Here is a 5,187-nt window from a genome sequence, read left to right as displayed (position 1 = left end):
CCCATCACCCGTGCGCCGTGCACATCATCGATGCTGCCGACCTGCATGGTCATGCCATCGAAGTACGGCGGGTTCTTGATGTAGGTGGACGCATCGCTCCACGCGTACAGGTCACCGTCCGGCGAGGCGATGGTGTTCCAACGGGTATCGCCCTTGAACACGTCGGCGTAGTTCTGCTTGAACATCTCCGGGCCGACCGTGGCGGCGATGACGTCGCCGATTTCCTTGTTGCTTGGCCAGATGTCGCGCAGGTACACCGGCTCGCCATCGCTGCCGGTGCCCAGCGGCTCGGTGGTCAGGTCGATGTCGGTGGTGCCGGCGATGGCGTAGGCCACCACCAGCGGCGGGCTGGCCAGGTAGTTCATCTTCACTTCGGGGTGCACGCGGCCCTCGAAGTTGCGGTTGCCCGACAGCACCGAGGTCACCACCAGGTCGCCACTGGCGATGCCGGCGCTGACTTCGGTCGGCAGCGGGCCGGAGTTGCCGATGCAGGTGGTGCAGCCATAGCCCACTACGTAGAAGCCGATCTTCTCCAGCTCGGTGAGAACGCCGGCCTTTTCAAGATAGTCGGTGACCACGCGCGAGCCTGGGCCGAGCGAGGTCTTGACCCACGGCTTGCGGTCCAGTCCCTTGGCGGCCGCGTTGCGGGCCAGCAGGCCGGCGCCGATCATCACCGCCGGGTTGGAGGTGTTGGTGCACGAGGTGATGGCGGCGATGACCACCGCACCATCCTTCAGCCGCACCTTCCTGCCGTCCATCTCGATGTCGGCGTAGCCCTTGGCCAGCTGCTCGTTGCCCACTGCGGCGCCGCCGCCTTCATTGACGAAGGTGGAGACATCCTCGCTGCGCTTGTCGCGGTTGGCAGTCATGCCGACCAGCGCGTCGCGGTAGTTCTTCTGCACGTCTTCCAGCAGCACGCGGTCCTGCGGGCGCTTGGGGCCGGCCAGCGAGGGCTTCACCGTGCCCATGTCCAGTTCCAGCGTGGTGCTGTACTGCGCATGCGGGCTGTTGGCGTCGTGCCACAGGYCCTGCGCCTTGGCATAGGCTTCGACCAGGGCGATCTGCTCTTCGCTGCGGCCGGACAGGCGCAGGTAGGTCAGCGATTCGTTGTCGATCGGGAAGATGCCGCAGGTGGCGCCGTATTCGGGGGCCATGTTGCCAATGGTCGCGCGGTCGGCCAGTGGCAGATGCTGCAGGCCGTCGCCGTAGAACTCCACGAACTTGCCGACCACGCCGWGCTTGCGCAGCATCTGGGTGACGGTCAGCACCAGGTCGGTGGCGGTGGCGCCTTCGGGCATGCGGCCGGTCAGCTTGAAGCCGACCACCTGCGGGATCAGCATCGAGGACGGCTGGCCAAGCATGGCGGCCTCTGCTTCGATGCCGCCCACGCCCCAGCCGAGCACGCCGATGCCATTGATCATGGTGGTGTGGCTATCGGTGCCGAACACGGTATCGGGGTAGGCGACCGCCTTGCCGTCCTTGTCCGCGGTCATCACCACGCGGGCCAGGTTTTCCAGGTTCACCTGGTGGACGATGCCGGTGTTGGGCGGCACCACCTTGAAGTTGTCGAAGGCCTTCTGGCCCCAGCGCAGGAAGCCGTAGCGTTCCTGGTTGCGCTGGAATTCAATCTTGCCGTTGAGGTCCAGCGCGTCGGGCTTGCCGAACACATCCACCTGCACCGAGTGGTCGATGACCAGTTCGGAGGGAATCAGCGGATTGATCTGTTCGGGGCGGCCGCCGAGCTTGACCACCGCATCGCGCATCGCGGCCAGGTCGACCACGCAGGGCACGCCGGTGAAGTCCTGCAGGACCACGCGCGCGGGCATGAAGGCGATTTCGGTATCCGGTTCGGCGCTGGGCTGCCAGCGGGCGACGGCCTCGATGTGATCCTTGCCGACGGTGACGCCGCCATCCTCGTGCCGGAGCAGGTTCTCCAGCAGGATCTTCATCGAGTAGGGCAGGTGGGAGATGTCGAAGCGCTGGCCCAGCTTGGGCAGGCTGAAGTAGTCGTAGGTCTTGCCGCCGACGTCCAGCTGGCTGCGGGTGGAGAACGAATCGCTCATGCGGGATGACTCCTCTTGCGGATGGCTTGCAGTGGCTCGTGCGTGGACGGGCCTGCTTGCGGTCGCCGCGGGCCTGCTGGCCCCGGTGCTCCCAGTATGAACCCCAAACTGAATGGATTCACCCGGGCCGGGTCAGGCCTGCGGCATCGGTTCCAGACTACAGGGGAAGGTGTATGGCGTATGTCACGTGTGTGGCCGATCCTTTGCGAGGCAAGGGCTGGCGGAGTGCCGGTCCAGTTCAGGGTGGAAGTATGCCCGGGAAAGTATGTATAATTTGTGCATACTCTGGAGGGCCTACCGATGGAAGCCACTGTTGCAGAACGCGGACAGATCACCCTGCCCAAGGCGGTGCGTGATGCCCTCGGCCTGACCAAGGGCACCTTGCTGAAGGTCGAACTGGATGGCAGCCGCATCATCCTGCGCAAGAGTGTTGACGATGCCATTTCACGGGCGCGCGGCAAGTTCGCGCTGGATGGCTTCGAATCGGCCGATGCCGCCGTGCGTTCGGTGCGCGACGAGGAATAAGCCGTGATGATCGCCGTTGATTCACCGGTGCTGGTCGAGCTGCTCAGCAATGGTCCGCAGGCCGATGCCGTGGAGGCCATGCTCAGGCAGAGCCTGGTGGGTGGCCGCGTAGTGGTCTGCGGCGCGACCCTGGCCGAGGTCTGCGCATCGCTGCGCGGCGGTGCCGAGGTGCTCGAAGCGCTGGAAGAAATGGGCGTGCACTTCAACCCGATGGAAGCCAAGTCGGCGCTGCGCGCCGGCGAGATGCACCGCCGTCACCGCCAGCGCAGCGGCAGCCGCCGCAGCCTGGATGAATTCATGGTCGGCGCCCACGCACTGCTGCAGTGCGATGGCCTGATCACCTGGAACGACACGTTTTACCGCGACTACTTCAAGGGCCTGAAGCTGATCGTGCCGCAAGCCTGAGCCCGTCCAATCCTCAAATCGTATTACCCGGGAGTTGTCATGTTGGAAGCCTACCGCCACCACGTCGCCGAGCGCGCTGCGCTTGGCATCCCGCCCCTGCCGCTGACCGCGCAGCAGACGGCCGATGTCATCGAACTGCTGAAGAACCCGCCGCAGGGCGAGGCCGAGTTCCTGCTCGACCTGCTGACCCACCGCGTGCCGGCCGGTGTCGATGACGCTGCCAAGGTCAAGGCCTCTTACCTGGCCGCGATCGCACTGGGCAGCGAGCAGAACCCGCTGATCAGCCGCGAGCGCGCCACCGAACTGCTGGGCACCATGCTGGGCGGTTACAACGTCGCGCCGCTGGTGCAGCTGCTGGACGACGCCAGCGTCGGCGCCATCGCTGCCGACGCGCTGAAGAAGACCCTGCTGGTGTTCGATGCCTTCCACGACGTGCAGGAAAAGGCCAAGGCCGGCAACGCCAACGCCCAGGCCGTACTGCAGAGCTGGGCCGATGCCGAGTGGTTCACCAGCAACCCGGAAGTGCCGCAGAGCCTGACCGTCACCGTGTTCAAGGTGCCGGGCGAGACCAACACCGACGACCTGTCGCCGGCACCGGACGCGACCACCCGCCCGGACATTCCGATGCACGCCCTGGCGATGCTGAAGAACAAGCGTGACGACGCCGCGTTCACCCCGGAAGAAGACGGCAAGCGCGGCCCGATCCAGCAGATCCTGTCGCTGAAGGACAAGGGCCATCTGGTCGCCTATGTCGGCGACGTGGTCGGCACCGGTTCCTCGCGCAAGTCGGCCACCAACAGCGTGCTGTGGTGGACCGGCGATGACATTCCGTACATCCCGAACAAGCGCGCCGGTGGCGTCTGCCTGGGTTCGAAGATCGCCCCGATCTTCTACAACACCATGGAAGATGCCGGYGCGCTGCCGATCGAGTTGGACGTGTCGAAGATGGAGCACGGCGATGTGGTCGAGCTGCGTCCGTACGACGGCAAGGCGCTGAAGAACGGCGAAGTGATCGCCGAGTTCCAGGTCAAGTCCGAAGTGCTGTTCGACGAAGTGCGCGCCGGTGGCCGCATTCCGCTGATCATTGGCCGTGGCCTGACCGGCAAGGCGCGTGAAGCGCTGGGCCTGGCCCCGACCGACCTGTTCCGCCTGCCGGTGCAGCCGGCCGACACCGGCAAGGGCTTCTCGCTGGCACAGAAGATGGTCGGCCGCGCCTGTGGCCTGGCTGAAGGGCAGGGCATGCGCCCGGGCACCTACTGCGAACCGAAGATGACCTCGGTGGGCTCGCARGACACCACCGGYCCGATGACCCGCGACGAGCTGAAGGACCTGGCCTGCCTGGGCTTCTCGGCCGACCTGGTGATGCAGTCGTTCTGCCACACCGCGGCCTACCCGAAGCCGGTGGACGTCAAGACCCATCACACCCTGCCGGAGTTCATCTCCACCCGYGGCGGCRTYTCGCTGCGYCCGGGCGACGGCGTGATCCACAGCTGGCTCAACCGCATGCTGCTGCCGGACACCGTCGGTACCGGCGGCGACTCGCACACCCGTTTCCCGGTGGGCATTTCGTTCCCGGCCGGTTCGGGCCTGGTCGCCTTCGCCGCTGCCACCGGCGTCATGCCGCTGGACATGCCGGAGTCGGTGCTGGTGCGCTTCAAGGGCAARMTGCAGCCGGGCGTGACCCTGCGTGACCTGGTCAACGCGATCCCGCTGTACGCGATCAAGTCGGGCCTGCTGACCGTGGCCAAGGCTGGCAAGAAGAACATCTTCTCCGGCCGCATCCTGGAAATCGAAGGCCTGCCGGAACTGAAGGTCGAACAGGCTTTCGAACTGTCCGATGCCTCGGCCGAGCGTTCGGCGGCCGGCTGCTCGGTGCGCCTGAACAAGGAGCCGATCATCGAGTACCTGACCAGCAACATCACGCTGCTGAAGTGGATGATTGCCGAGGGTTACCAGGATCCGCGCTCGCTGCAGCGCCGTATCGAGAAGATGGAAGCGTGGCTGTCCAACCCGGAGCTGCTGGAGCCGGATGCCGACGCCGAGTACGCCGCCGTCATCGAGATCGACCTGGCCGACATCCACGAGCCGATCGTGGCCTGCCCGAACGACCCGGACGACGTGAAGACCCTGTCCGAAGTCGCTGGCGCCAAGATCGACGAAGTGTTCATCGGTTCGTGCATGACCAACATCGGTC

General features: G+C 65.6%; 4 protein-coding genes. 3 read left to right on the top strand and 1 reads right to left on the bottom strand.

Annotation, left to right across the window (positions count from 1 at the left end):
- Positions 1-2,063: aconitate hydratase AcnA (gene acnA / locus AB4Y84_RS12610; protein ID WP_442250221.1), on the bottom strand; the 2,063-nt coding region annotated here is incomplete at its 3' end.
- Positions 2,064-2,363: 300 nt separating this feature from the next.
- Between acnA and AB4Y84_RS12605 the strand changes: the two genes are divergently transcribed.
- The 3 genes from AB4Y84_RS12605 to AB4Y84_RS12595 all read left to right on the top strand — a co-directional run.
- On the top strand, positions 2,364-2,588 hold the full coding sequence (locus AB4Y84_RS12605; protein ID WP_230111144.1) for an AbrB/MazE/SpoVT family DNA-binding domain-containing protein: 225 nt from the start codon (positions 2,364-2,366) through the stop codon (positions 2,586-2,588).
- A 6-nt stretch (positions 2,589-2,594) separates the two neighbouring features.
- Complete coding sequence (locus tag AB4Y84_RS12600; RefSeq protein WP_100465270.1) at positions 2,595-2,993, top strand: type II toxin-antitoxin system VapC family toxin; 399 nt, start codon at positions 2,595-2,597, stop codon at positions 2,991-2,993.
- Positions 2,994-3,032: 39 nt separating this feature from the next.
- On the top strand, positions 3,033-5,187 hold a 2,155-nt coding region (locus tag AB4Y84_RS12595), incomplete at its 3' end, for a bifunctional aconitate hydratase 2/2-methylisocitrate dehydratase (protein WP_442250220.1).

Origin of the sequence: Stenotrophomonas sp. 2YAF22, assembly GCF_052114665.1 — a bacterium.
GTDB classification, from domain to species: Bacteria; Pseudomonadota; Gammaproteobacteria; order Xanthomonadales; family Xanthomonadaceae; genus Stenotrophomonas; species Stenotrophomonas indicatrix.
This window is presented reverse-complemented; position numbering and strand designations above follow the sequence as displayed.

Bases quoted from the DNA above. Each gene is read 5' to 3' on its own strand.
- AB4Y84_RS12600 (WP_100465270.1), top strand. From the start codon at position 2,595: ATGATCGCCGTTGATTCACCGGTGCTGGTCGAGCTGCTCAGCAATGGT.
- AB4Y84_RS12605 (WP_230111144.1), top strand. From the start codon at position 2,364: ATGGAAGCCACTGTTGCAGAACGCGGACAGATCACCCTGCCCAAGGCG.